Origin of the sequence: Rothia sp. HSID18067, from assembly GCF_003989445.1 — a bacterium.
In the GTDB taxonomy this organism is placed as follows: Bacteria; Actinomycetota; Actinomycetes; order Actinomycetales; family Micrococcaceae; genus Rothia; species Rothia aeria.
On the sequence record NZ_RBMF01000002.1, the window covers coordinates 655,113 to 679,249 of the forward strand.

27 protein-coding genes are annotated in these 24,137 nt (G+C 55.8%); 16 read left to right on the forward strand and 11 right to left on the reverse strand.

What is annotated here, in order from left to right; genetic code table 11:
- Window positions 1-13 precede the first annotated feature (13 nt).
- The 5 genes from D8M23_RS07900 (at window position 14) to D8M23_RS07920 (ending at window position 5,479) form a co-directional block, all read left to right on the forward strand.
- Entirely contained in the window at window positions 14-2,413 is a 2,400-nt protein-coding gene (locus tag D8M23_RS07900) for a heavy metal translocating P-type ATPase (protein WP_126854330.1), read from the forward strand.
- Window positions 2,414-2,585: 172 nt separating this feature from the next.
- Window positions 2,586-3,278, forward strand: coding sequence for an O-methyltransferase (locus tag D8M23_RS07905; protein WP_126854331.1), 693 nt, complete (start codon window positions 2,586-2,588; stop codon window positions 3,276-3,278).
- A gap of 72 nt (window positions 3,279-3,350) precedes the next feature.
- A complete protein-coding gene (locus tag D8M23_RS07910) occupies window positions 3,351-3,779 on the forward strand; it encodes a DUF2703 domain-containing protein (RefSeq protein WP_126854332.1) in 429 nt (142 codons plus the stop codon).
- A gap of 133 nt (window positions 3,780-3,912) precedes the next feature.
- Window positions 3,913-4,572, forward strand: coding sequence for an NAD(P)H-dependent oxidoreductase (locus tag D8M23_RS07915; protein ID WP_126854333.1), 660 nt, complete (start codon window positions 3,913-3,915; stop codon window positions 4,570-4,572).
- Window positions 4,573-4,750: 178 nt separating this feature from the next.
- On the forward strand, window positions 4,751-5,479 hold the full coding sequence (locus D8M23_RS07920; RefSeq protein ID WP_126854334.1) for a nitroreductase family protein: 729 nt from the start codon (window positions 4,751-4,753) through the stop codon (window positions 5,477-5,479).
- Window positions 5,480-5,773: 294 nt separating this feature from the next.
- On the opposite strand, the gene D8M23_RS07925 is transcribed toward D8M23_RS07920, so the two are convergent.
- A complete protein-coding gene (locus tag D8M23_RS07925) occupies window positions 5,774-6,418 on the reverse strand; it encodes a hypothetical protein (protein ID WP_126854335.1) in 645 nt (214 codons plus the stop codon).
- Window positions 6,419-6,846: 428 nt separating this feature from the next.
- Between D8M23_RS07925 and D8M23_RS07930 the strand changes: the two genes are divergently transcribed.
- The 9 genes from D8M23_RS07930 (at window position 6,847) to D8M23_RS07965 (ending at window position 11,273) form a co-directional block, all read left to right on the forward strand.
- On the forward strand, window positions 6,847-7,110 hold the full coding sequence (locus D8M23_RS07930; RefSeq protein WP_006888596.1) for a GlsB/YeaQ/YmgE family stress response membrane protein: 264 nt from the start codon (window positions 6,847-6,849) through the stop codon (window positions 7,108-7,110).
- 362 nt (window positions 7,111-7,472) lie between these two features.
- Window positions 7,473-7,958 (forward strand): Asp23/Gls24 family envelope stress response protein, encoded by a 486-nt coding sequence (locus D8M23_RS07935; RefSeq protein WP_126854336.1) that lies wholly within the window; start codon window positions 7,473-7,475, stop codon window positions 7,956-7,958.
- Window positions 7,959-7,982: 24 nt separating this feature from the next.
- Complete coding sequence (locus tag D8M23_RS11830) at window positions 7,983-8,159, forward strand: hypothetical protein (RefSeq protein ID WP_006888452.1); 177 nt, start codon at window positions 7,983-7,985, stop codon at window positions 8,157-8,159.
- Window positions 8,159-8,563 carry an Asp23/Gls24 family envelope stress response protein gene (locus D8M23_RS07940; protein WP_126854337.1) on the forward strand — a complete coding sequence of 135 codons (405 nt, stop codon included), beginning with the start codon at window positions 8,159-8,161 and terminating at the stop codon, window positions 8,561-8,563. Before D8M23_RS11830 ends, D8M23_RS07940 begins: the two co-directional genes overlap by 1 nt.
- Entirely contained in the window at window positions 8,560-9,108 is a 549-nt protein-coding gene (locus D8M23_RS07945) for a DUF6286 domain-containing protein (RefSeq protein ID WP_126854338.1), read from the forward strand. Before D8M23_RS07940 ends, D8M23_RS07945 begins: the two co-directional genes overlap by 4 nt.
- Before the next feature lie 13 nt (window positions 9,109-9,121).
- Entirely contained in the window at window positions 9,122-9,772 is a 651-nt protein-coding gene (locus tag D8M23_RS07950; protein ID WP_126854339.1) for a hypothetical protein, read from the forward strand.
- A complete protein-coding gene (locus tag D8M23_RS07955) occupies window positions 9,762-10,409 on the forward strand; it encodes an RNA polymerase sigma factor (protein WP_126854340.1) in 648 nt (215 codons plus the stop codon). Before D8M23_RS07950 ends, D8M23_RS07955 begins: the two co-directional genes overlap by 11 nt.
- Window positions 10,406-10,942: an Asp23/Gls24 family envelope stress response protein gene (locus tag D8M23_RS07960; RefSeq protein WP_126854341.1), complete on the forward strand. Its 537-nt coding sequence runs from the start codon at window positions 10,406-10,408 to the stop codon at window positions 10,940-10,942. Before D8M23_RS07955 ends, D8M23_RS07960 begins: the two co-directional genes overlap by 4 nt.
- Complete coding sequence (locus D8M23_RS07965) at window positions 10,932-11,273, forward strand: transcriptional regulator (RefSeq protein ID WP_094758531.1); 342 nt, start codon at window positions 10,932-10,934, stop codon at window positions 11,271-11,273. Before D8M23_RS07960 ends, D8M23_RS07965 begins: the two co-directional genes overlap by 11 nt.
- Window positions 11,274-11,457: 184 nt before the next feature.
- Here D8M23_RS07965 and D8M23_RS07970 read toward each other — a convergent pair whose 3' ends face one another.
- The 3 genes from D8M23_RS07970 to D8M23_RS07980 form a co-directional block, all read right to left on the reverse strand.
- Window positions 11,458-12,960: an MATE family efflux transporter gene (locus tag D8M23_RS07970; protein WP_126854342.1), complete on the reverse strand. Its 1,503-nt coding sequence runs from the start codon at window positions 12,958-12,960 to the stop codon at window positions 11,458-11,460.
- A 192-nt stretch (window positions 12,961-13,152) separates the two neighbouring features.
- Window positions 13,153-13,542: an RNA-binding S4 domain-containing protein gene (locus D8M23_RS07975; RefSeq protein WP_423816638.1), complete on the reverse strand. Its 390-nt coding sequence runs from the start codon at window positions 13,540-13,542 to the stop codon at window positions 13,153-13,155.
- An 83-nt stretch (window positions 13,543-13,625) separates the two neighbouring features.
- Window positions 13,626-14,843, reverse strand: a complete 1,218-nt coding sequence (locus D8M23_RS07980; protein WP_126854344.1) for an ABC transporter permease — start codon at window positions 14,841-14,843, stop codon at window positions 13,626-13,628.
- A 166-nt stretch (window positions 14,844-15,009) separates the two neighbouring features.
- Between D8M23_RS07980 and D8M23_RS07985 the strand changes: the two genes are divergently transcribed.
- On the forward strand, window positions 15,010-15,606 hold the full coding sequence (locus D8M23_RS07985) for a TetR/AcrR family transcriptional regulator (protein WP_126854345.1): 597 nt from the start codon (window positions 15,010-15,012) through the stop codon (window positions 15,604-15,606).
- A gap of 131 nt (window positions 15,607-15,737) precedes the next feature.
- Here D8M23_RS07985 and D8M23_RS07990 read toward each other — a convergent pair whose 3' ends face one another.
- From D8M23_RS07990 to D8M23_RS08000, 3 genes are all read right to left on the reverse strand, one after another.
- Entirely contained in the window at window positions 15,738-16,472 is a 735-nt protein-coding gene (locus D8M23_RS07990) for a DUF6891 domain-containing protein (protein WP_126854346.1), read from the reverse strand.
- A 273-nt stretch (window positions 16,473-16,745) separates the two neighbouring features.
- Window positions 16,746-18,362, reverse strand: coding sequence for a glycerophosphodiester phosphodiesterase (locus D8M23_RS07995; RefSeq protein ID WP_126854347.1), 1,617 nt, complete (start codon window positions 18,360-18,362; stop codon window positions 16,746-16,748).
- A gap of 355 nt (window positions 18,363-18,717) precedes the next feature.
- On the reverse strand, window positions 18,718-19,221 hold the full coding sequence (locus tag D8M23_RS08000) for a PTS sugar transporter subunit IIA (protein WP_006888337.1): 504 nt from the start codon (window positions 19,219-19,221) through the stop codon (window positions 18,718-18,720).
- A gap of 303 nt (window positions 19,222-19,524) precedes the next feature.
- Between D8M23_RS08000 and D8M23_RS08005 the strand changes: the two genes are divergently transcribed.
- Window positions 19,525-20,121 carry an arsenic metallochaperone ArsD family protein gene (locus D8M23_RS08005; RefSeq protein ID WP_126854348.1) on the forward strand — a complete coding sequence of 199 codons (597 nt, stop codon included), beginning with the start codon at window positions 19,525-19,527 and terminating at the stop codon, window positions 20,119-20,121.
- A gap of 74 nt (window positions 20,122-20,195) precedes the next feature.
- Here D8M23_RS08005 and D8M23_RS08010 read toward each other — a convergent pair whose 3' ends face one another.
- From D8M23_RS08010 to D8M23_RS08025, 4 genes are all read right to left on the reverse strand, one after another.
- Window positions 20,196-20,846 (reverse strand): hypothetical protein, encoded by a 651-nt coding sequence (locus tag D8M23_RS08010; RefSeq protein ID WP_126854349.1) that lies wholly within the window; start codon window positions 20,844-20,846, stop codon window positions 20,196-20,198.
- Window positions 20,847-20,909: 63 nt separating this feature from the next.
- On the reverse strand, window positions 20,910-21,734 hold the full coding sequence (locus D8M23_RS08015; protein WP_126854350.1) for a hypothetical protein: 825 nt from the start codon (window positions 21,732-21,734) through the stop codon (window positions 20,910-20,912).
- A gap of 236 nt (window positions 21,735-21,970) precedes the next feature.
- A complete protein-coding gene (locus tag D8M23_RS08020) occupies window positions 21,971-23,131 on the reverse strand; it encodes a hypothetical protein (protein WP_126854351.1) in 1,161 nt (386 codons plus the stop codon).
- A gap of 251 nt (window positions 23,132-23,382) precedes the next feature.
- A complete protein-coding gene (locus D8M23_RS08025; protein WP_238693832.1) occupies window positions 23,383-24,105 on the reverse strand; it encodes a hypothetical protein in 723 nt (240 codons plus the stop codon).
- Window positions 24,106-24,137 lie beyond the last annotated feature (32 nt).

Consider the following 24,137-nt stretch of genomic DNA (forward strand, 5'->3'; position numbering starts at 1 on the left):
AGAGGCGAAGAACATGGGTAACTCAACTCAAACAGCATCCACCACAGCTGAGAACGAGCGTTCTCTTTTCGACTCCTCGGCTAATGGCGGGCAGACGCGCATTATCCACCTGGATGTTCAGGGCATGACGTGCGCATCCTGCGTGGGCCGCGTGGAACGTAAACTCCGCAAAATTCCGGGGGTTGATCCCGCCGTGAACCTGCCGCTGGAGTCTGCGCGCGTGATCGTTCCCGCCGATATTACCGATGAGCAGATCATTGAAACGGTCAATAACGCCGGGTATACGGCATCGCTCAAAACCGAGGTTCGCGATGCAGCGTCCGAAGAGACGACCAACGCGCGCAACGGGGGCTTGGGGTGGCGCATCGTTGTAGCGTTGTTGTTGAGTGTGCCGATTTTCTTGATTTCAATGTTCCCCACGTTCCAGTTCCCGCACTGGGGTTGGATGCTTGCGCTTATCACGCTGCCGGTTGCAGTCTATAGCGCCGAGCCGTTTCACCGCGCCGCTCTCACGAACGCACGCCACTTCAGCAGCACGATGGACACGCTGGTTTCTCTCGGCGTGATTGTCGCCTACCTGTATTCACTCGCACAGCTGTTCATGAACCCCGGGCTGACCGAGCATGTTCACCCCATGCAGGGGGGCATTCTCGGCATGTTCTTGAGCGGTAACCATGCGCCACTGTATTTTGATTCGGCGTCGATGGTGACTTTATTCCTGCTGATCGGGCGGGCAGTTGAGCACCGCACACGAACCCGCTCTTCCGAGGCTCTGCGCACCCTGCTGAGCTTGGGAGCACGCACCGCGACCCTGCTTCGCACCGACAAGCGGGGAACCACGCGCGAGGTGCAGATTCCGGTCGAGGATCTCCTTCCGGGAGACGAATTCTTGGTGCGCCCGGGTGAAAAAATCGCCACTGACGGCACGGTTATTGCAGGGTCTTCCGCCGTGGACGCCTCCCTGCTGACCGGCGAATCGGTGCCCGTCGAGGTTTCGGCGGGCGATGCGGTCACCGGCGCAACCCTGAACACCTCCGGGTCGCTGACGGTGCGTGCAACCCGCGTGGGCTCTGAGACGACGCTCGCGAAAATGGGTGAGCTGGTTGCCGCCGCTCAGGAAACGAAGGCACCCATCGCGCGCCTTGCCGACCGTGTTTCTGCGATTTTCGTGCCAATAATTCTGGTGATTTCGCTCCTGACCCTTATCGGGTGGCTGGTTGTAGCGCACGATGTGCCGCGTGCGTTCAATGCGGCAGTTTCGGTGCTGGTGATCGCCTGTCCCTGCGCGCTCGGTCTGGCAACCCCCACGGCACTGCTGGCGGGTACCGGACGCGGCTCGCAGCTGGGCATACTGATTCGCAACGCGCAGGTGCTGGAAACTACGTATGCGGTGAACCGCATCGTGCTGGATAAAACCGGGACCGTCACCGAGGGCACAATGCGCGTGGCGCGCTTCGGGACCTTCGACGATTTCACCGACGTCACGGCCGACAACGCCTCTTCAAAGAGCGAACGTTCTGTATCTATTCTGAGCGATGCCGCAGCTGTGGAGGCGCTGAGTGAGCATCCAATAGCCCATGCTATTGCGCGTTTTGCGACAGAAAATTATGGAGCGTTTCTGGGGTCCGTCGAGGGTTTTGAGGGCGTGCCCGGAGGTGTGCGCGGTGAGCTTGTGCCCGCCGATACCGACGGGGAGCCCCACCGCCTGGTGCTGGTGGGCACCCCCGAATACCTGCTGCAGGCAGGCGTTGCACTCACCGAGAAACAGCATCAAATGCTTGAGCAAACGCGCTCGGAGGGGCTGACCACTGTGGTTGTGGCTCGCGCGATCGGCACGAAGGACCCGCAGCCTGTGGGGCTCATCGCGCTGGCAGATTCCCCCAAGCCCGAGTCGGCGCAGGCTATCACCGAGCTTCACGAACTGGGCTTAGAACCCGTACTGCTGACCGGCGACGCCCCCGAGGTTGCCCAGGCTATCGCATCCAGCGTGGGGATTAATCCTGAGAACGTTTATGCGGGGGTCACGCCCGAACGTAAATCTGAGGTTATCGCGCAGCTTCAGGATGAAGGCTACCGGGTGGCGATGGTTGGCGACGGCGTGAACGATGCGCCTGCCCTGGCCCGCGCGGACCTGGGCGTGGCAATGGGCTCGGGTACGGATGTTGCGGTGCAGGCTTCGGATATTGTGCTGATGCGCTCGGATATGCGCGCGATCCCCATGTCGCTGCGGCTTTCGCGGGCGACTTTGCACACCATTAAGTCGAATCTGTTCTGGGCGTTCGCATACAACACCATCGCGGTGCCGGTCGCGGCGGCGGGGCTGCTGAACCCGATGATTGCGGGTGCGGCTATGGCGTTCAGTTCGGTGTTTGTGGTGCTCAATTCGATGCGCCTCACCCGATTTGAGCGGTAGCTAGGTCATGGCGGCGAGCTTCGGGTTCTGTGCGTCTTCGCGCAAACCCCTTGTACTCCCCCTGCTGACGCTGGCATGATAAGAGGAATCACATGACCGCACTGTGTTTCAGGGGTATACCTCTGAATTTTGTGGTGCAGGTAATACGCGCCGAAGCATCCGGGAGATTCACATGCCCAAATTAACCCCGCAAATGTTCACATTCCTCAACGACCCGCCGGTTGAAGGCACACTCTATGACCTTTACGACGCCACGCTCAAGCAGGGCAAACGCATGTTCCTGCATTTTCTGCCGAAAATCCACCAGCTTTTAGGTAAGGGGATCGATTGGAAGACTGAAGATGAGGGCTTCTACGCCGATAAATACATCCCCATCACCCCGCAGCAGGGAGAGTTTCTGTATATGCAGGCGCTGGCGCGCGGCGCGCGGAATATCGTTGAGTTCGGTACATCCTACGGCATCTCGACGCTGTATCTTGCCGCCGCCGCAAAACGCAATGGCGGCCGCGTAATCACCTGCGAATACGTGCCTCATAAGGCGGAGGCCGCGCGGAAAAATTTTGAGCGGGCGGGGCTTGCGGACTATATCGAGCTGCGCGAAGGCGATGCGCTGAAGACCCTGCAAGACCTGGATTTCAGCCCCGATTTTGTGCTTCTCGACGGGTGGCCTGACCTGGTGCATCCCGTCTTTCAGCTGTTGGAGCCGCATCTTGCCGACCGCGCCGTGATTGCCGTAGACGATGTTGAGGGGTTCAGCCCGTCCATGGAGGATTACCTCGACTATGTGCGCACCCCCGCCAACGGATACGTCTCAACGACTCTGCGACCGCATAAGGCCCTGGAATACACCGTAAAAGTGGCGTAAACACTGGCGTGCCCACGCCCCATCTCATCACAACCAAATAGATTATAGTTTCAGAAGGAAAGGTAGTCCCTGATGAAAACTTTACCTATTATCTGGCAGCACCTTGTCAATGCCGAAAAACAAACCTGCTCACGGTGCGGTACAACAGGTGAGGAGCTGCGCAAGGCTTTACAGGTATTGGAAGCTGAGCTCTTGCCTCAGGATATTCAGCCTCATCTGGAAATCCGTACAATGAGTGAAGAAGAATTCTTGACTCATCCTGAGGAATCCAATCGTATCTGGATTATGGGTGTACCCCTGGAAGATCTAGTGGGTGGGATACAGGGAAGCAGCACCTGCGACGATGTGTGCCACGGTGAACAGTGCCGAACCGTCGAGTCCCAGGGGAAAACATATGATGCAGTTCCAGCCTCTCTGATTGTGCAGGCCGCTCACCGGGCTCTTTCACCTGAAAAACTAGTTGAAAATCAGCGGCGGTTTGTCCAAACGATATGTTGTTAACCGTGAGAGCTCATCGAAAGCATGTGCTGGGCAACGCAGTAAGTCACGCTGTGCGAAAAAACCGGCGGGAGGCGCATCCCTGCTCGATATACTAAATTCCGTCATAGAAACCCAGCATAGATAAGGGAAAATCATGATTCTCACCCGTGAACAAGCGCTCGAAATTTTCAAGCGCCGCGTTTCTACCCGCTCCTACGACCCCGCGCGTACAATCAGCGACGAAGACTTCAACACAATCCTTGAGTTCGCTCGTCTCTCCCCCAGCTCGGTTGGTTCCGAACCGTGGAAATTCCTGGTGATACAGAATAAAGAGCTGCGCGAGAAGCTCAAGCCTATCGCCTGGGGTATGGTCAATACGCTCGATGACGCCAGCCACGTGGTGATTATTGTGGCGAAGAAGAACGCCCGCTACGATTCCGATTTCCTGCTGCAGACGCTCGCGAAGCGCAACCTTCCCGAAGACCAGATGCAGATGGCAATGGGCATGTACAAAAAGTTCCAGATTCATGATATGAAGATCGCCGACGACGAGCGTGCCCTTTTTGAGTGGACTAGGAAGAACACTTATATTGCGCTGGCGAATATGCTCACGGGCGCAGCGATGCTCGGCATCGATTCCTGCCCCATTGAAGGCATGGACTACGATGCGGTCACCCAGCTCCTCACCGAGGAAGGGCTTCTCGACCCTGAGGATTACGGCGTATCCGTGGCTGCGACCTTCGGCTACCGCTCGCGCGAGATCGACCCGAAGCCGCGCAAGCCGCTCGATGAGCTCGTCGTGTGGACCAAGTAGCCTGCCCTCCACGGACTGGCTCACCCGATAGCTTCCATACATCAGTGCGGCTATTGACCTGCTGAGTACTACTGCCGAAAAAATTATGCGTGAATTCCGCGCCCGCGAACGCTAGCCTTAAAGGTGAGGGTTGTTTTGACACACCTTCGGAACGCCGCCGTGAAAGAGGAGCTGCATAATGTCCCTGCTAGATTTGCTGAACCGCCGCCGTTCGGTGCGCCATTACGACGAGAACCAGCCCATTGATGCCGATGTTGTCAAAGAGTGTTTGCGGGCGGCTCAGCTGGCGCCCACAAGTTCGAATATGCAGCTGTACGAGCTCTACCATGTGACTGATCCCGCCGTCCTGAGTAAACTCGCCGCAGCGTGCATGCACCAGCAGGCCGCCAAGACCGCGCAGCAGATGGTGGTATTCGTGACCCGCCAGGATTTGTACCGCCGCCGCGCGAAAGCCGCGCTGGAATTTGAACGCGGCAATGTTGAGCGTAACAGCCCGGCTGAGAAGCAGAAAGACCGCATCAAGAATTGGGAAATGTACTACACCAAGGCTATGCCGCTCCTGTACGCACGCTGCTTTGGTCTGCTGGGCGCATCCCGCGCGGCAATGGCGAATTGTGCGGGCCTGTTCGTTCCGATGATGCGTGAGGTTTCGGAGCACGATTATCGCGTGGTTGTGCACAAGAGCTGCGGCCTGGTGGCGCAGACGTTTATGCTCGCGATGACCGAGGCGGGGTACGACACCTGCCCAATGGAAGGCTTCGACAGCCACCGCGTGAAGAAACTCCTCAACCTGCCGCGCAATGTCGAGATTAACATGGTGGTCGCCTGCGGTATCCGCAAACCCGGCCACGGCATCTGGGGCGAGCGCTTCCGCCTACCCTTCGACGAGGTTTACCGCAGGGTTTAGAGTCTGGCGGGCCGAAGTGAAGGATCCCAACCCACCTTTATATGTCTTCTAAAAGAGGAGAACTTATGACCTATAAACATGAGTTCAGCTCTGACGACTGGTTTTGGCTTGATGAGCTGGGAGAGCTGGACCCGAGTTTCATTGAGGCGATCCAGCAGCTAATTTTGAACAAAAACAACCTTTAAAGGTTAATTTTCAGCTTTTTACCGACCGTGTTCCCCCGGTGAAGGCATAGCTCTAGTGGGCAGCCAAACAATCTGCCCCCTCCACCAAAATACTCTTGGGTTTACTGCCCTATAGGTGTTCTATGACGGTAAACTTTACTTCACCAGCTGCGGTGTCAAAAGACCCTTCATGGGTGGTTGCATCTTGCGGCGGTTCAGGAACAAGATGCTCCCATGCAGCATCGACAAACACCTCACAGCAGGAGAGAGTCTCCCCGGAGTCGCTATCGTAGGCGGCGCCCGCAAGATCACGGTAATACAACAGGGCGGTACCCACGTTCATGAGTGCATCCACCGAAGAAAAATTGGTGTTCGCCTGCTCGTCATGCGGCGTATACTCACGCAGGAGGATGTCACGAAGATTCTCGGGTGAGGCGGGGTCTTTGACAAGCAGCACCTGGCCGTCCTTCTCAGCAATACCGCTTTCTTCAAAGAAGGCACTTACCGCACCGGCACCACCAGCTGGCACATTAAATTCGATCAGCCCAATGAAGGCACGTTCAGCAAGAAACCCCATAGGTCCTGTTGCGACGCTGTGGACCCACACCACTTTTCCCGAAATTCGCGCAGCCGTTTCCTCAAATTCTGCTTCATGGTCTGCGCTGAAAAACAGGTAAGCGCGCACGTCAGAATGTTTAACGGCGTTCGCTAGGATATGCGTGAGCGTGTGGGTGATTGCAGAGCTGCTGTGATAGTACAGGTGATTTATGTACATGCGGGTTCCTCCTCGGGGTCCTAAAACTCCTGGAAGTTTCAAGCCTAACAGAGGGTGGCCGTTACATCTTTTTAGGACATGCGGCCGGATTCTCTGAAGGCACCGGTTACTTTTTGGTCCACACGTCTGGGGCGGCGCGGCGGCAGAAGAAAAATCCGCCAACACATACGTGATGCAAAACACTTGTTAAGTACGTGAGGATTTGCGTGCCCATGGCGTCTTCATATCAGCGCCGCAAGTTTTGAGAGACGACGGCAGGCGGCGACAGCCCTGTCGGATCACACAATATGTGGCAGTAACGGCAACTGGAACCCCGGCTACCACTGAACTTTCAGACAGAAACTCACCGATCTGCGCGCTAAGACCCCATACCAACATCCGCTCAGGCGCGCCCGTGCTATGGCGGATACTCACAAAGGAAGAACATCATGCTTGGACTCATCGGAATGATTATTGCTGGCGCTATTATTGGCGCTTTGGCCCGCCTCATTATGCGAGGCCACCAGAACATCTCGGTGCTGTGGACCATCATCTTGGGCGCTGTTGGCGCATTCGTAGGAGGAGGGATCGCCAGCTTCTTCGGTGTCGCAGATACCGCTGGCGTTGACTGGATTCGCTGGATCCTCTCCATTATTGCCGCCATTATCGCAATCTCCGTATACCTAAGCGTGACCGGCAGGAAGAACCAGTAGTCCATATTCTTGCGTCGCTTCAGCATCGCAGAAACAAAACTAGGCGGGTTATGCAGAAACTCCGAGTTTCTGCATAACCCGCCTAGTTCCATATGAGGACTACTCGCCTAGCAGACAGCTGAGCCGAGCAAACATGGGCAACAGTCGTGTTTGCGCACACCCGCCAATATAATGTGATACATACCACTGTTTTAATTCGTGAGGAATTCTGTACCTCAAGCGTCTTCATAGTAGCGTCACCATTGACTGCAAGAACGGATAAAGGGCGTGGGTAGCGCCCAAACTCCCCAGCCGTCGATGCGTGCCGCACATATCAAACATCATAATCCGCGCAGCGGAAAAACACATGAAATGAGGCTCCCATGAGCGATAACTCCATCCCCCAAACCGGCCAGCAGCGCGAGCGCGAAAACAACAAGGAGATTAAGAAACAGGACAAAACCCCTCGCGGTCCCCTACAGACTTCACACGGTGTAACCACCATTGAAGAGAACGTTGTTGCCAAAATCGCTGGCATGGCAACCCGCGAAGTCCCCGGTGTGTACGATATGGGCAATGCTGTACGCCGCGCCTTCAGCGCTGTGACCGACCGCATCCCCAACGCCCAGACCAATGTTGCTGGCGGTATTAGCGTCCAGAAGGGCGAGACCCAGGCGGCCGTAGATGCTACCGTCGTGGTCGAATATGGAGTCTCCATTGTGGAAGTAGCCAATGCTATCCGCCGCAACGTTATCGAGCAGATTGAGGGGACCACGGGGCTGGAGGTAGTAGAGGTCAATATCGACGTCACCGACGTTCACCTGCCCGACGACGACTCCAATTCTGCTGACTCCGCCGACCTCAAGTAACCAGCCACGATCTGAGGATCTTTTATGAAGACAACACACCTGGCCCTCTTGGTGGGCCTATTCCTGGGAACAATTCTTGCTTTCGGTTCCTTCACCGATTTCATCCTGGTGGCACTGTGCGGCCTGGTTGGTACGGTGGTGGGTCTTTACCTGGAGGGCCGGGTCGATGTCCAAAGCATCCTTAATCGATGGAGGAAGTAATGACGGAGACCAGCACACAGCCCGCTGCTGCCGGTGCAGAGAGTTCCGGGCAGGAGCAGCGTGGCGTCACCGTCATTCCCGCCCAGGTTGTTGCGCAGATCGCGGCCCAAGCCGCCTATGAGAGCGCAAATGTGGGCTCGAACGCCGGAGGGCTGCTCGGGATCGGGGCACGTCGAAATTTCCATTCGCGTCCCGAGGCAAAGTGCGATATTTACGGCCAGGTTGCAGTCCTGCACCTGGATATCGGCCTGACCTTCCCCACAGCATTGGTTTCAACCCTGCAACAGCTGCGTGAGCATGTGAGCCAGCGTGTCGAGCACTTCACCGGGTTGAAGGTTGAGAAGATCAACATTGAGATCTCCTGGCTCAACCCGAGCAGCCAGGCAAGGAGGGCTCTGCGATGAAAACCCCCGTACAACATCTCATCCGGCGCCCGTCGCGGAGTGCACCTGTCATTGTCCTAGCGTTACTACTTCTCATCGTAGGAGGGCTGGGCGTCTGGGCGTTGGGAAACCGGCTCCTGAACGGAGCGTGGCCGAATGAAATATCCTCAGCAGTCAGCAGGATCGGCTCCACGATTATCGGGTCGCCAGCGGTACTAGCAACGGCCTGTTTTGTGGCCGTATGTGGTCTGTTCATGATTCTTCTTGCCCTGTGGCCGGGGGCTTTTGAACGCACTGAGGTTCTTGCAGATAACGTACCCGGTCAGACAGCCATTTCACGTCGTGACCTAGCAAAGCTGGTACAAACCCATGTCGAGCGGGTCGATGGTGTTCACAGCACCAGGGTTCGAGTCCGTCGAACGCGCGTGAATGTGACCGTGTTCAGCGTTCTGGATGACCTCGAACCTGTGCGTCAGGCAGCACAGAAGGCAGCTGAGCAGGCTATACAGACTTTGAAACCCGTCGGAACCGCACACAGCCGAGTGCGTATCCAGCACACGAGCTGAAAGAGAGAAAACCATGCGTTCTGTATCTGGAATTCTCAATAGGATAGTCCTTGCGGTATGCGGTTTGCTGATCACCGCAGCAGCCCTCTGGGTTGTGGCTTCCGGCATAAGTTTGGATCAATCATGGCCCACGCTTAGCTCGGTTCTCGCCAAAGCTGACACCCGGGTCGGTACCTGGGCCGGGCCCCAGGCGAACTGGCTGTTGCCAGCTGCCGCCCTCGGGTCGGTTCTTCTCATCGCGTTGGGCTTGGTTCTGCTCATTAAGCAGGTGCCCCGTAAAGCTGCCGCGTCTTCCTTGCGTCTGACAGGCTCCGACGGCACACTGCTGGCCACACTCAGCCCCGATGTCATAGCCCAAGCGCTGTCTGAGCGGGCCGAAGACGTCCCTGGGGTTCAGCGGTGCTCAGTATGGGTCACCGGTTCACCCAGCAACCTGTGGGTGCAGGCAACCGTCACCGTAGCAGAGAACAGCGAGGTTGCATGGACCGTGAGCGAGCTCAGGAACCGACTTGACCACGACGTTAGTTCCTCTCTGGGAAAGCACGCTCGTCAGATCGACGTACTGCTGCACCTAGAACAAGCCACCAAACCCCAGAGTGCAGCCCATGCTGTGGCCGGCAAACACTCATTAGAAAGCGGCGGTTCTGATAATCATGACCGATGAAAAGCGCAGCAATGCAGGGCAGTCCACCGGTCCGCCCACCGACCCTGTGCCTCATCCGAACACTGCGTCTCAGGGCAAAGACAGGTACCTGGTGCTGCGAGCCCAGGACGGCGACATTGACGCGTTCGAAAAGCTTGTCGAACGTTATCAAGGACGTCTGTTCCGCACCGCCTACATGATCGTGCGCAACCGCCACGACAGTGAGGACATCGTCCAAGAGACCCTTGTTCAGGCGTGGCGGAGCCTTCATCTGCTTCGGGATCCTGATGCCTTCCGGGGTTGGCTCATGCGCATCTGTACGAATAAGGCCACCAGCAGCATTCGTCAGCACCAGCGCCGGGCCACTGACCCTTACGATTCAGAAGGTCTTGAGAGCGCGAGCATCCTACCTGACACAACGTCGACAGCGACCGAGGATCCGGCGCAGTCCAGTGAGGTAAACGCCCAGATAGAAGCATTAGCCAAACTGTTGGCATCCGCTCCCGAAGAGCTGCGCATCGTCTGGGTGCTTCGAGAGGTTGATGACATGTCCTACGAGGAGATATCCCAAACCCTAAACCTAACCGAATCCACAGTCCGGGGGAGGCTGGCACGCGCCCGCTCCCTCGTGATGCGCCACATGAAGGAGTGGGAATGATTTCCACCACCCGCATCCCACACGAAGAACCGCGGCACGCACAGTCGACTCAGTCTTATGAGCTTGACGAAGCCTCCACACGGGAGTACCTGCGTCTAATTGCTTCTCTCCACAAGACTTGGGACACACTGGAATCACAGTCGAGTCCATCGGTGATGCCTCAGCGTCATATGATGGATGCGGTAATCGCCGAAACGCGCCACGGTGCCCAGGTAGAGATGCCGCCGACCGGCTTAGGACCATATAGCATGTCCGAATTCTCCCTGCGCGCCCTAGTGCGACGCAGTGTAGACTCCGTACCCGGAGCTCATGCACTAAAGTCTTCCTTTAAGCATGACCCAGCACCCGAAGGTCAGCGGGAGTTGGGAATACCGAATACAATCTTCTGCCGTATCTCCGCACAAGCTACAACCAGTAGCCTCTCCCAACTTGCTCAACAGGTCCGTGATGCGGTACGCCAGGCGTGTTATGAGAACCTAGAATTGTCCCCAACCGTCAATATTCATATTGAGGATCTGCACGATGACGATTAACCTCTCAGCAGCCGAATTGACTCATGTAGTCACGGCCGTTCCTGGAGTGCGCGGCATTGAACCGGGGATCGGCTCCACGCTGAAAGCTATCGGCAGCCGTATGAGCGGCGACCCTGCGGCCGCCCGATTCGGGGTTATCATCGAGTCGGGCGGGCAGAAGGTCATTATCGAGATTGGAATCGACGGCTCCCGTGCGGTCAAAGAAATTGTCCGCGATGTTCAAGAGGCGGTTCTGCGCTCACTGTCGCAAGCAAGTCGAGAGGGCGGCGCTTCGGGGTCAGGCTCCAAGCCCCAGCCTCAGGTGAGGGTGCGAGTACAGTCCCTTCTCTGAACGCTGCGTATCGCAGAGCCGTCTCCGTTTCAGGGAGCACACATACCGCTAAGGGTCTAGTCCGTTCGCACATAGATGCCGTGGGGGGGGGTCACCAGTCGATGCCTCAACGCGATGCGTGAGCTAGAAGACCGTGAAAAAAACTCGTCTTCAACACCTAAATTCCGCGTATTCCCCGGAAAAACTATGCTTTAATCCACACATCCGAGGCGGCACGGCGGCCGAAGATGAATGCACGCACGCCCTGGTACCACAGGATGTACGCCGCCCACAGCCCCAGGTACCCCACCGTGGCACTCAGCAGACCGCCGGAAACCGCCCAGTAGATCCCGAAAATGACGGGCGCATAAACAACCAGCATCACAAATGAGCCAATTGCCAGGTATTTCACGTCCTGAGCACCCATGAGGATACCGTCAAGAACGAATACATATGCGGCTATCGGCTGCCCCACGCCAATCACGAGGGTAGCCCACGCGAAGAGGGTGGCGACGGGCGCATCCTGCGTGAAAATCCAGTTTCCGAAGAAGCCAATCACGGGCGCAACAACGCCGGTGACAACCCCGTACACCAGGCTCATACGCACCAGGCGATTCTTGAGCTCACGCACTTTCGCACGCCCGGATTCAGCCGTCAGGTCGCGTTCTCCAAGTTCCTTGCCCAGCAGTGCCTGCGCCGCTATTGCAAGAGAGTCCAGGGCAAAGAGCAGCAGGTTGAACACGCTCATGCCCAGCTGATATGCCGCCGTCTGCTCGTCGCCCAGGCGAGCCACCACAAATACGGTAGACAGCAGTGCCAGGCGCATCGAGAGGGTGCGCAGCATCAGCCAGGACCCGAGGGATAGCACGCCGCGCATCCCCGCAATATCGGGACGCCAGGTCACACCCCGCGGGCGCATCTTAAGATGAATAAATATACCGAGTGCGAGCGCCATGCCCCACTGCGTGAGCGATGTGCCCGTCGCCGAACCGGCCACGCCCCAGCCGACCGGGTATATCAGCACCCAGTTCAGCGCCACATTCACCACGGTGCCCACACCCGCAACTTTGAGCGGGGTCACGGTGTCTTGCAGTCCGCGCAGGGTGCCCATGAGCGCCAGAATCATCATCATGGGCGGAATGCCCCACAACGAGTGGTGCAGGTAGTCGCGCGCATAACCGATGGTTGCGTCGTTCGCGCCCATGCCGCGCAACGCAGGATCGGCAAAGATATAACCCACACCCATAATGAGCAGACCGAGTCCAAGCGCAACCCACACGCCGTCCACGCCGATACGGTAGGCGTGCGCCAACCGATGCGCCCCGAACGCGCGCGCAACCGCCGGGGTCACCGAGTATGCGAGGAAGTTCATGAGTCCCACCACGGTTGTGATGAGGGTTGCCGCAATGCTCATGCCCGCCAGGGTTTCGGTGCCCAGCTGCCCCACGAGTGCGGAATCGGCGAGCACGAACAGCGGCTCGGCAATCAGCGCGCCGAAGGCGGGTACGGCGAGCGCCAGAATACGCCTGTTGAGCGATTTTTCGGGTTGAGTTTTCCCAGAGTCCGCATCGCCTTCCCCCAGGTGAAGGGGGATGCTGCCGGTGCGCGGGGTCGCATCCAGCAGGTTTTGGGGTTCGTGCGTGCTGGCGGTGCTGTCGGATGTGTTCGCGGCGCCTGATGTGTTGGGTTCTGAGGCCTTGTTGCTCATAGGTACAGCCTACTCCCGCACGTATAGCACGTCAGCGATGTGTTTATCTGTCTCACGCTATGACCGCTTCTTATTCCGCGAGCAGGTGGTTTTTGGTTTGAGCAGGTAGGAAAAACTCACCTGTTCGGCCAAATCCTACCTGCTCGCGGTTCTTAACGACGATCGCGGGGTGAGAAGAAAGCGGAACTGGGTTTAGCCTTTTCGCCCCCGCAGCTCGTCTAGGGCACGGCGTTCTTTCTTGGTGGGTCGCCCGGTGCCGCGTTCACGTTTGGCGACCGGCGGCATCGACAGGTGCGCGGGGCGCGGCCCCGAGAGGTCTTCGTAACAGGTGACGGCGATCGGCGCGCCCACCCGTTTGGTGATGAGTTTTTTGACCTTAAACACGCGTTCCCAGCCGGGGTAGCGCACCCGCACGATGTCGCCTCGTTTGAGTTTTTGTGAGGGTTTTGCGGATGCATCGTTCACGCGCACGTGCCCGCCTTTGCATTCGTCGGCTGCGAGTGCGCGGGTTTTGAAGATGCGCACCGACCACAGCCAGACGTCGATGCGGGCGCTGGTGATCTCTTCGCTCATACTTCCCATTCTAGGAATCTCCCCCATGCGGCGCGAGCAGATAGTATTTTGAAAATACTATCTGCTCGCGGATCTACTCGCAGGCGGTGTCGCTATGTGTTTGCCGTTTTCCAGGGAATCTCAACGTTGTCCGGCACATCTGCGCTCGCCTCGGTTTTCGCGCGAACGCTCGCGGTATCATCCTCTGCGCTCATGTGAGTTGCTCGGCGTTCCTTCCACGCCCAGCCGATTGCCCCGGCGAGAAGGCCAAACCCTGCCCAGCCCAACAGCACAGCCCATTGCAGGGAGTTTGAAGCATCCGGAAAATAGGCGATATTCCGCAGCAGCGTGTTGGATGCGCCCGGCACCATCAGCTGCCCGAAGGCACCCCAGGGTGCGGGGATGAACTGCCACGGCATGTTTGCCCCGGAGAGCGGGTTGCCGATGAACATGGAGATCACGGCGCCAAGACCGATACCGACGGCGTCGGCAAACAACGCGGACATTCCGATCATGAAGGAGGCCGTCGCGAAAACGGTCATGCCGAAGGTCGCCCACAGTGCCCCGAAATCGCCGGGAACAAACCCGAACCAGGTTCCTAGAATAAGGGTCATGAAGAGTCCGCCAAGAATCCCGTAGAGTCCTGCAGTCGCGAAGCGTCGCACGGTTCCTTTGACAAGAGAGATACTGAGAACCCCGCCGATTATGCCGCCCATAACAAGCGGGAATGCGGCAACCGCCAGACCCATACCGTTGGGATCGCCGTCGCCGAGCGGTACGACTGCGGTGGTTTTGACCTGCGCCTGCTGCAGTTTTTCCTGCTCGGTTTTCAGCTGTTTGAGCTGCTGGGTGGCGATAGCGCCCTGCTGCCCGCCCGCCTGGGCGGCCTGCTGCAGTGCCTGAGTTTTGGCTGCGGTAGCTTGCTGCTGCACTTGAGCGTTCATCTGCTGGGCTACGCCGGTGAGCATCTGGTTTGCGGATGCGTTTGCGGCGGGCGCGGTCATGACCTCGGGCGCCGCACCTTCGGTGAAGACGATCGCGCCGTAGGTTTCACGTTCTTTGATCTGCCGTTCGGCGTCTTCGCGCGAGGATGCCTGTTTGAACTCGAAGGTTTCGATTCCTCGATCTTTGAGTCCTTGCTCGAATTGGCTGACGGCTGCTTCCGGTCCCGCGATGGAGACGGGCAGGTTTTTCGTCTCCATAGCTTTAGTGGGCCAGGTGAAGGCAAGAATCACGATGCTGACGATGACGGATGCCAGCGTGGCGATGGCGATAACCTTGCGCCAGGATGAGGGCTGCTCTGTCTCAGCGTTGCTGGTGGTGTGTGCCATAAAACTCTCCAAACAAAATAACTGTTTTGTTTATCAACACGCAAGACTCTACTCTGCATAAAGACCAGATGCAAACACAACAGGTATTTTGTTTGAAAAGTCACAAAAAGATTTACCATTCTGCTTGCAAATAGACACCCCTCACCGCACGGTATACCCTAGAGGCATGCCACGTCTGACCGAAGCCACTAAACAGGCACGTCGACGCCAAATTATCGACGCCGCCTTCACGTGTTTTACCGCCAAGGGGTACACCCATACCTCCATGAGCGACATTATTAAAGAATCTGGGCTTTCCTCGGGTTCCATCTACTCGCACTTTGACGGCAAAGGCGATATTCTGCATGCCACCGTTCAACAGCGTATCGATATGATCACCGCTGCTTACCAGAAACTCAATACTCCCTCACCACGCGATATTATGCGCATGATTTTTAGCACCTCAGCCGTCGAAGCGAACTTCACCTCAATGTTGCGTATCCGCCTGGAAGCTTTTACTGTTCCCGAGGTGCAAGAATCCACCAACACGCTTTTTACTACCCTGCACGATATTGTTGCCCAGTCGCTCACCCCTTGGGGTCAGCAGTATCTCAAGGCGAAAAATAAACGCAAACCTTCTGCCGACGAACTGCATTCTTTCGTCAGCGACACAGCGGATGCGCTCATCCTCACTTTCCAGGGGTTTATGGTGCGCTCAACCCTGTCAGCCTCAACCAATCGGGAGCATCTCTTCAACATTGCACTGAACCTGCTGCCTGAATAGAAAAGCAATCTACAGAGATTGTTTACGGGGTTTTAGGTTCGATAGTTAACAGTATGCGCCCGGGCAGGAAACCACCTGCCCGGGCGCGGTATTCGCTGCGCCTCAGCACTATAGGCGTATCACACCAGCTCCTAGGGCACCTCAAATGCCCACACATTATGGATATAGGGGCGGCGACTGAAATCACCATTCCAGTCCACCTGCATCCCGTTTCGCTCTAAAACAGGCACCACTTTATCGCGCATCATAGCGACAGACAGACGCTCATATATTTCGTCTTTTTCTTCCTCACTCATTGCTTCGAACTGTTCTTTCGTGCAGTGAGCGGGCCAAAATATGCCATACCCCAGGAAAACACCCCGCCCCTGTGGGATGGCTTCGGCATCTTGCTGGTGGTAGAACACATACCCGTACCAGGTGCGGGAACTATCGCGCTCATCAACAATTTCGTAGTTGCCGCAGGTGCCGCAGCAGGTGAAGTTGCTGCGCCCCAGAATTCCTTCTTCCGCCAGCTGTGCAAAGGCACGCTCGAGGTTGCCGTCTTCACGGGTAATACCGAGCTCTTGAGCCAGGCTGCGGTGCCGTTCAATCACTTGGCGCGCATAAGCATTAATGGCTTCTTCGGTGGGGCGAGACGACTTTTCAGTGTCCTGATCGTCATCAGACAGATAGTCGATACTATCTAGAATCACCTCCGCGTACAGCTCAGGGTCACCTACTCCCCTCGCGAGGTGGGTGCGAATATCGTCCTCAATTACCTCACGTGTTTCTTGATCGACACCCCATTCGGCGGGCACGGGTGGGTCGAGGGTAAGACAATGGTTATACCAAGTGGTAGCGGTTTCTTCAGTAATTTCTTGGCTCATGCCCCCAGTGTACAAGCTCTGCTGTGTGCTGGCTCGTGGTTTCGTCACGCCAGCGGGCACCATAACTTCGCACACAATAACCCAGTGATACACAGAGAATACCGCGCGGAAAATATTGCCCAGAGTATGCGAATGCGGGGTGCCGCCTACACTTTAGGCGGCACCCCGCGTCCTTTATACTCCCAAAAAGCAACCGCTAACAACTGCTTTTTGCTGTTTCACGTGAAACATTTGCCGATTAGCTACAGCATGATGCCGCCCGGCCATCAAGCACTATGCCCACGATTCACGCGCAACCATTCTGGTCAGCGCCAACGGACCACCATTGCTGTTACCGTGGTACCGACCGAAGTGCACATAAGGGCCGCGGTGTGCAGTATCATTCAGCCGCGGCGAGTACTGGCCATTAATCACGTAGTAGAAGAAATCCTTCTTAACAATAATCTTCCCGTCAATATTGCGGTTGGCCGCTAGAGGCTTCTCCAGCTTCATGGTGTGCAGCACCACCGGCTCCTTGCCGCGTTTGGCCGGGTCATAACGGAGCACCTGTGCAATATCGCCGCTGAGGTACTTGCCGTTTTCATCGCGCACACGGCCGCCGGGGCGCAGCGTCAGCACATAGCATCCGTCGGTGGCCTCACCCCGGAATTTTGAGGCAATGCCGAACGGCCCATCGTGCTCGCGGCCAAATACCAGGTAGCCGTACTGCCAGGTGGTGGAGGGCAGCCTGTTTTCCCAACGCATTGAAAAGTCTAGGGTGTAGTTCTGGCGCGTGGTCATGCTCACCAGCGGGCCCAGCAGCACCGACTCATCATGGGGCTGACTGTGCACGAGGGCCCCGCGGGAATAGTCGGGCATATCACGCGGGTTCGTAACTTCAGCCGGAATCATCCCGTGCAGGCGGCGCCCCTCCCCCAGCTTTAGGTTGGGGTCGAGGTTACCGCCGGTAATCCAGTACGGGTCCGGGCACATAAACCCGCGCACACCCAGGGCACGGAAACGTTGGTGCACACTGCGGCGGTGAATCTCCCACACAATTACGGGCTTGCCGTAACCTACCACCTTACGCACATTCTCCACAGACATGGTGCCGGATGCGGTACCGCGCGTGTTCTCGTAGAAGGGCACCCCAATAGCGTCCACAGTGGCGGAGGCGGCCATGCGCTGGATTCCAGGCTGGCTGTCATTAGCGTCGAAGTAGCACCAGGTCTGGCATCCTGCTGCCTTGGCCTGGGTGAGGAAGCGGGAGTTGGGGTCGTATTTGCCGTTGCCGTCACGGTAGACTTTTACGACGGTGCGGGCGGCAAGATTGCGGCGCTTAATCGTCTCAAGCAGCAGGCGCTGGCCTTGGCCGTCTTTCGCTTCAATGAACAGAATGGTGTTGCGGTTAATGACATCAATGGAATCCAGTGCCTCATCCAGGGTAGGAATCAGCTCAAGCGGGGCGCCTTCACCGAGGGTTTCACGCATGTTCACATATACGCTGCGCAGCCGCACGTAGGTATTGTGGCGCACTACCATATTTGACCCCGTAGTGCGCTGCAGGGTTTCGTCGTGCATGCACACGAGCCTGCCGTCGGAGGTAGTGCGCACTGAGATTTCGACGGCTTCCGCGCCGCGCCGCACGGATTCTGCGTATGCGTAGGCGGTGTGTTCGGGGTTAACGTCTCCTGCGCCACGGTGGGCGATGAAGAATTCCTGACGGCGGATAAAGTTGTGTGCAGCAGTTGATGCGGCACCTGGGAGTGTCCCCTGCGCCTGCGGGGCGGCGTTTTGCCTCGCTTCTGCGGCAGATGCACTGCTTGCCGTCCCAAAGACGCTTGCGGCTGCTCCTAGTGTTCCGGCGCCAATAAAGGCACGACGGTTCAAGTTAAAGTTGAATGTTGTCATCGGGTAGTCTCCCTCGTTCATTCGTTGTTAATTCAGTTTTACGTGTGTTATGTGTGTGCATTAAGCCCTAATTGTAGTGAACTTATGCTTTAAGTAGCATATCTATTTTTAAGCTGTCTGTCTCTGTTTTCTAAAGATTTATGCGTGTTTTTTGCAGCAGAAAATAAAGCCCCTAGTCAGGGGCACAAAATGGTTTCGGTTAACAGCCGTTCATCCGGAGCATTACGCGGCTAACAGGGCCTCCAACGCCCGGCAAATACGCAAAGTACGCATAAAAATAGCCCGCCGGGCGGGTATCGGAGGGGCTCGATACACGCGACGGCGGGCGAGATTAGGTGCGGAAAAGTGAAATTTACTATTTCTTGGTGGCTTCAGCAACGCGGTCGCCAGCTTGAACGGTGCGGCGAGCGTCAGATTCCTTAGAAATATTGAACTTCGCGGTATTAGTAATCATCACCATGGTTTCTTTTGAGGGGATGCGCCCTTCAATTGCGGCCCAGTCCACCTTCACAATGGGGTCACCTGCATCAACCTTATCGGCGACTTTAGCCAGACCCTCAAACCCTTCACCACCAAGGTCTACGGTGTCAATGCCGATGTGCACCAGCACCTCACCGCCGTTAGGGGTGCGAATCATAAATGCGTGCAGGGTGTCCTGAATGAGCGCAATCTCGCCGCTAACAGGGGCGCAGATAACACCATCGGTGGGGTCCACAGCGTAGCCATCACCCATCACACCCTGCGAAAAAACAGGGTCTGAAACCTCGGCGAGAGGCAGGTATTCACCGCTGACAGGTGCTACATAAATTTCGGCGGCAGGCTGTTCTGCAGCTTCTTTTTTCTTGCCGAATCCAAACATATAATCTCCTTCAGTGGGGTGAGGTGGTCATGAAACCGATGCGATCCCCTGCGGCGATCTGGAACACGTTTCTGCATCAAGGATACCGTATTCAGCGGGTGAGGGGTGTGGCCAAAGCCCCATGACGCATTATGGAAGTGTGCCGCACCACTCGTTTTACAGGTTTCCCGGCCTGGGGTTAGAGCGGTTAAGCCGTGCGCGCATCCTTGCAGCATCCCCCTGTCAGCACGGATACAACGCGAGTAAACTTAGGAGCAAGTTCAGGCACATGATGGTGCATCGATAAACAACAGCGGAGTGGGTATGAGCAAAGAGCAGCCAACAGGCACTATTCTTGAGGTCTTCATCCCGGGCCCGGGAGAGAACCCCAACGACCCGGGCGATGTGGAACGCAGCGCCTTTTTAGGCGCGGCGCAGCAGGCTTTGGATGACGGGGTTGATATTGAGGTATTTGCCACCGACACCTACCCCTCAGCGTTTGAGGAGTGCGAACCGGTGGCGGAGCAGATTGCTATGAGCGGCCTTGAGGTTCTGCCTATTATGTTGGTAAATGGCGAAGTAAAAGTATCATTCATGTACCCCACCGCTGAGCAGCTGAAACGTTTTGCAAAGGCGCACACAGTCAAAAGTCCGAAGGTTAATGCGGCTGCGGCAGCCTGTGGGCCAACTGGGGGCACAGGCACCCCGGTGCCTGATTTATCGCCGGGCGGGTTACGTGAACCCGCCGGGTTTGCGGCCACTCTTGCCGGGAAGAAGCCTCAGGTGGTGGGTGGTCCCGATATTGGTAACCGCGTGAATCTCATGGGCGGGGATACCGGTGACGGCATTCCTACAGAGGGTTCTGTTGCCATCAAGTCCGGCGGCTGCGGATGCGGTGGCTGCGGGTGTGGCAGCAAGTAGCCCGCCATCAACCAGCAGCTAAATATTTAACACCAAAACATGGGCCTCACCCTTCACGGGTGAGGCCCACACTGCTATTGGTAGTAATACGGTGGCTGCTGCTCGTACCCTATTTGGGTGTATTGCGGCACCACCCCGCCCCCATACGCAGGGTAGGCTGCAGCTGCTTGCTGCATGGCTAGCCGCTGATGTTCACGCTGCCTCTTAATGTCCTGCATATGCCGTGCACAGTCTACCGAGTAGAGAATGCAGACTACCATCCATACTATACACACAATAAATATGAGGAGAATATGGACGGTTAATTCTATTGTTGTATTATCAAGCCGCGAGGGGAAAAAGGAAAAAGCGGCGATTCCTGCAAGTACTGCACCGTAAATATTTATACCCATAACCAGGCCAAAAAGTTTTCCGCGCTGATACATAAAAGCACTAATAATCTGCAGGATAATATACACAATATAGGGGATGCTTAAGATCGAAAGTACAATGGCGAAGAAAATGCCTAAACCTTTTTCATGGCCGGTCGACTTTAATATAGGAGTTGTTATCATAAAAATCCAGAAACCAATATGTGCTGCATGCACAATAAAATGTAACCAGTAAAAAACAATATATATAGTATTGGGTTTCTGCGCACTCGGCCCATACGGCGCTACGGTGATCGGGGGCACTTGAGGGGGCACTCCCACGTAAGGGTTCTGCGGGAATCCTGGGGTACTCATGTGATACATCCTTAAATTTTAAAAACTGTAGCTATCTACCGTCGGCCACCTTAATAGTGTTACCTATTGAGGGCGCTCCTGATTGGGGTGTGCGTCCAGGGCAGCGGGTGGGTGCGGATAGGGAGCCTGCACCGCCTGTTGAGTTGGCGGGATGGGGTCAGCGGACGGATAGGCAAACTGCGGCGGTACCACGCCGTTATTGGGGTACGTCGGCTGCGAGGCGAACATACGTGCCGCCTCTTCCTGCCGCCGATGGCTTGCTATTTCTAACATGTAAAAGATTCCCATAACAGTGTCAAACACCAAGAACGGTAAAATAAACGGGTTTATCGCAAAAGCTACAACCATAGGTAACCCACAGGCCACGAATCCATAAATATTAATGGCCCGTACTACACCTAACAACTTTCCTTTACTATAAAAATAAGCACAGAAAGCCTGCAATATGATGTTCACCATATATGTTATATTGGGTACAACAAACAGGATGGTTACAATAAAGTAATATTCTTCTGCACCGCGAAGAAAGTTAAAATATATACACCATAAGCCCAGAAGCATAATAACCATTGGTACATAAGCACGCACCCAGTATAAGGCAACATATTTAAGCGGTGAGACCTCTACAACAGGCGGCGACATAGCCCCCTGCGGCGGCAGCGGCGCAGCAGGAAAAGCCGGTGGAGCATACGTGGGAGACGGCGGCGCCTCGGTCCTCTGCGGTACAAATTGATACTGCCCTTGCTGATTTGGTTCATAAGAGTACACCGTATACGATGATTGCACCAGCGCCTGAGGCTGCTCGTATAACAGCGAGTAGGGGAGGTGATCTACATCGTACACAGACTCTTCAGTGTGTCGTTGCTGAAATATGTTATCGGCGCTCATGTAGGCATCCTAAACACCCAACCTGAAGGTAAGCTGGCAATCTGGCACGGAATTATTAAAAACCATCAAATATCAACCCAAAATATCAAATAGTGAGAAATTCGCGTCTTCTCCGAACCCGCTACCCCCTCCGCTAGATTACTAACACACGGGTGGCATGATGTGCTGTTTTCCCAAGGTTTTACAACGGGCCGGTGCCAGCCAGTGCTCACCCGCACAATGCGATATGCAGGCGTTTAGTGATCGTGGGTCTTATGTTGCTTGGAACTTGGGTGGGATTGCGGCCGCTGTTGAGAGCTTTGGGCTTGCTGCACCAGATGCTCAGATACAACCGGGATACCGGGGAGAAGACTGTTATGTTCGCCCGAGTCGCTCGAGGCGGGTTCTTTATCGTGGGTTTCCGTAATCTCTATCTCAGGCTCATCGCTCTGGGTGACGGCTGGTGCTGTCGTCTCTGTGGGCGCATCGGTACTGGTCGGCTCTGTGCTTTCAGGCGCAGTAGTACTGGAGGATTTGGTGCCTTCTTCGGGGTTTTCGGTAGGTTTTTCCAGGGTATCCGAGTGTACAGGGGGCGTTATATTGCTTAACGACGTTTCACGGGGTAAGTCCTCGGCAGTTACGTATTTCTCATAGAGATGCCGACCGCCCTCCCCCAACTGGATATAACCTTTGGAGATTTTGGATGCCTGCGCCAAGCTGTATACAGCGCAAAATAGCTCGAAGGCGCACAGCATAATACCCGGAGTCATAAATATTTTGTAGAGCGACATGGTGATTCCCCACAAAAAGGGCAGGCTCAGTAACGTTAAGATATTAGCCGCGACGTTTACGGCAACACGTCCTTTATCAAGTTGGCCTAAGCTCAGTAAAAGCAGAATCGGGTACGCGAAGATTATAGGTGCAGGAAACACCACCCCAGATACCGTAGCAACCAATAGTGCAAGAAGCGGGAGCAGGAGAAAAAAGAACCGGACTCCAATAAAGACTTTAAAGGTACGTACAATCTTGGCGAGCGTGTACGCCTCAGCCTTAGTCTTGGGAGGAACGATAGAGGTTTCTGACGCACCTCCAGTGGATGCAACACCAGCAGACACGCGGTTTGTCTGCTTAGCATCCTCGCTAGCAGGTGCGGGTTTTTCAGAGGTTTCATGCGGCTCCCCGCGTGTGCTTTGCTCCGCATGGTCGTTGCGGCGCGTATCTTCATCCGCCGATTGAGGCGCCTGATCGTTTTTGTCCGTGTCTTCTGGCTGGGTGCCCTCCCCCGTTTGCTGTACGGTTCGGTCTTCTTTGTCCTGCGTTTGCTTCCGTATTTTTTCCTCAGCGGCTTTGTTCTCAAGCTGCTCAGCCAGCTCAAGCAGTGAAGGTACAGCGTGTAATTCCTCATTGTGTTTTGACATGTGCGCTCCTTGCCCGTCTGTTGCCCTTGCGATGAGCCCGATATTTTCAGGGTATTCTGCACATCTGAAGGATGACTTAAAAACAGGCACGCTTTGAAGGCTTCAGTCTTTGTATTTGCTGGCAGTTCTCCGGGCAAAGGCGCAAAAAGCGGAAAACAGCATCATGAAGGCCCGTTGTAGCTAAAATACGTATGCCCCGAACCGTCCATAGTTCGGGGCACTCATGTATTTTCACAGCTTGCGAGTATCGGCTACATTAGGGGCTGCTCAGGCGGGTTCTGAGGCCGTACAGGCTGAGATTGTGCGGTTTGCGCCTGTGCTCCCTGCACCCAAACTGTTTTATTCGTCCGACGGCGAGAATATTCTCGAACCGTCACGAAGATAAAGACGATGCAAAGGGCTATGTCTATGAAATATAGAGCCCAGTAGAGGTACGTCAAGCCACTGGCGTACCGGAAAAAGTCATCCATATGGGTGACCACATCAATTAGCGTTGTTATATCTAGAGCTTGAAGGATCAGACCAATAATATTGATGCTCAGAATAAATCCCAGCGCTTTAGACTTGAGATAGAAGATAGCGGCGAGTACCTGAAGGCCATAATATGCCATAAATGCACACATCAATGGCATGCGCAGAAAATCTTCTGCATCCCAATACTCGAATCCATACTCAGCGATAAACTTCACAATGTCATATATGCTCCACACGGACAACCCCAGGCTCACCATCATGAACGCAATACGCACCCCATAAAGCCAACGGAGCGGAAATTTAGGGTATGCCGTCGTCACGGCTATGGGCGCTTCCGTTTGGTTCGCGGCTCCCAGGTATGCATACTGCCCCGGTACCGTCGAAGCTTGAGAGCCGGAAGACTGCGACATCGCCCAAGGTTTTACCACATCTTGCGGGTTCTGTTCGGCAGAGTTGTCTTTCGATGATTGCTCGCACATAAATTCAAAACTACCATGCATGTCGCTCACGTCCCACTATTTTTGCCTCTTCG